Origin of the sequence: Terrisporobacter sp., assembly GCF_017888745.1 — a bacterium.
Taxonomy (GTDB): Bacteria; Bacillota; Clostridia; order Peptostreptococcales; family Peptostreptococcaceae; genus Terrisporobacter.
The window spans coordinates 1-2830 of record NZ_JAGHFM010000271.1 but is presented as its reverse complement, the minus strand read 5'-3'; the positions used below and the strand labels follow the sequence as shown (position 1 = coordinate 2830).

Sequence of the window (2830 nt, the reverse complement as noted above, 5' to 3'; positions counted from 1 at the left end):
TCTATAAGCTTTTGGTAAATAATCAAATACTAATTGTATAGCTTTTAAAGCTAATGCATCTGTATAATCAGTTGCCATTATAGAAACATAAGCTTCTATTGCATGAGTTAATACGTCTACTCCTGTATCAGCAGTAACTGATGCTGGAACTGTCATAACTAAAGATGGATCTATTATAGCAACATCTGGAGTTAGCTCATAATCAGCTAAAGGATATTTCATGTTATTCACTTTATCTGTAACAACTGCGAAAGAAGTAACTTCTGAACCAGTTCCTGAAGTAGTTGGTATACAAACTAATTGAGCTTGTCTTCCTAATTTAGGGAACTTGAATACTCTCTTTCTTATATCAGCAAATTTTAATCTTAAATCATCAAAGTTTGCAGTTGGGTTTTCGTAGAATAACCACATAGCTTTAGCAGCATCCATTGCTGAACCTCCACCAAGAGCTATTATAGTGTCAGGCTTGAATTTTCTCATAGCTTCTGCACCATTTAATACTGTTTCTACTGATGGATCTGGTTCTACATCACAGAATATATCTATCATTACTGGATTTCTTCTTTTTCTTAAATGATGAGTTATTCTATCAACATTTCCTAATTGAGCCATTACTCTATCAGTAACTATCATTATTCTATTTGCATTTGGTAATTTTTCTAAGTAGCTTAAAGAACCAAACTCATGATATATTCTTTCTGGTACTTTGAACCATTGCATATTTACTTTTCTCATAGCAACCTTTTTAACATTTATTAAGTTAGTTGTACTTACGTTTTCTGTTGTTGAGTTATTACCCATTGATCCACATCCTAATGTTAATGATGGTACGTTTACATTGTATATATCACCTATTGCTCCATGAGTAGAAGGTGCATTTACAAGTAATCTACCTGTTCTTACTCTTTGTCCAAATTCTACTACTAAATCATCATCATTACAGTGTATAACAGCTGAATGTCCTAATCCCCCAAATTCAGTCATTTCTACACATTTTTGTATTCCTTCTTCTGCTCCTTTAACTTTGAAACAAGCAAGAACTGGAGATAATTTTTCTTTTGATAAAGGATCTTCCATTCCAACTTTTTCAAGTTCTGCAACTATCATTTTTGCATCCTTAGGAACATTTATACCTGCCATTTGACCTATTGTATATGGACTTTGTCCTACTATATTTGGATTTAATGAACAAGTTTTGTTATCTATAACTAAAGCTTGTAATTTTGCTTTTTCATCTTTATTTACAAAATAGCATCCATAATATTTCATTAAGTCAGTTACTTCATCGTATATTTCTTCATCTATTATAACCGCTTGCTCAGAAGCACATATCATTCCGTTATCAAATGTTTTAGAAAGTATTAAGTCATTTACTGCTTGTTTTATATCTGCAGTTTTGTTTATGTAGCAAGGAACGTTACCTGCTCCAACCCCTAGAGCTGGTTTTCCTGAAGAATAAGCTGATTTAACCATTCCTGGTCCACCAGTTGCAAGTATCATAGATACTCCATTATGCTTCATTAATAAGTTAGTAGCTTCTATTGAAGGTTTTTCTATCCATTGTATACAATCTTCTGGAGCTCCTGCTTTTATAGCTGCATCTCTTAATATTCTAGCTGCCTCAGCTGAACATTTTTGAGCTGATGGATGGAAACTGAAGATTATTGGATTTCTACCTTTCATTGATATTATAGATTTGAACATTGTAGTTGAAGTTGGGTTAGTAACTGGAGTTACCCCTGCTATTACTCCCACTGGCTCAGCTATTAACATGTATCCTTCTTCTTCATTCTTTTCTATAACACCAACAGTCTTTTTGTATTTTATACTATTATAAATATATTCAGTAGCGAACATATTTTTAGTTACTTTGTCTTCAAATACTCCTCTTTTAGTTTCATTTACTGCTAATTGTGCTAATTCAATATGTTTATCTAAACCAGCCATAGACATTTCTCTTACTATGTTATCTATTGCTTCTTGATCTAAACTTAACATAGCTTGTTTTGCTTTTTCAGCTTTTACCACTAATTCGTCTATCATATTTTCAACACTAAATTCATTGTTATCTACTACTTTTAAATTTCCTTTTGCTTTTGTCATTTTAAACCCCTCCTGAAAAATTTATATTAAACTTTGTTAGTTAATTCACAATCTTATCTTGATTCAATATTACTTTATCACCTTAAAAGTGTCAACAATTATTATCTATTTTTTATATAAAATTTTATTTTAGTTAAAATTTTTAAAGAAAACAACTATTTATAATGACTTAAAGTAATCTGTCAACCTATATCTTACTTAAATTTTTGTTCTGTTTGGTATATTGTATACAATTTCATAAAATCCAACATTGTTAATTTTTATACAACCAATAGATATTTTTTATATTTTTCAATAGTATTTTTTATAAATTAAGAAATTAAATATTATTATAGTTTATAGATATTGAATATATTCTGTCATAAAAAAAGCCATAGTGATTATATATCATTACGGCCCTTTTTAATATTAAACAGAAACAGTTGAATTAAATTAACATGTTCTAATTTTATGTCATTAGATAAATAGAAAAATTAGTTTCTCTTATATTTAATTATTTTTTTGTAAAATATAAATAAGATAAAAGATGTTATAGCACAAATCAACATATATTTAACCATTGAATTTGAACTTTCTACTTTAACCTCTGAGTTATTATCCTTATTTGGGTTATTATCCTTATTTATAGAAGATAAATACATACTTTGTAACATAAATTTACCTTCTTTAGTTGATTTAGATGGTGAAATTTCAACTGTAGAAATATTTGAAATATCTATTTTATCAT

The 2830-nt window shown here is 28.9% G+C and carries 2 protein-coding genes; both read right to left on the bottom strand.

From position 1 onward, the window contains the following. Positions 1–2103: bifunctional acetaldehyde-CoA/alcohol dehydrogenase (gene adhE, locus J7G74_RS12300; RefSeq protein ID WP_297135830.1), on the bottom strand; the 2103-nt coding region annotated here is incomplete at its 3' end. A gap of 473 nt (positions 2104–2576) precedes the next feature. Then, positions 2577–2830: hypothetical protein (locus J7G74_RS12295; protein ID WP_297135827.1), on the bottom strand; the 254-nt coding region annotated here is incomplete at its 5' end.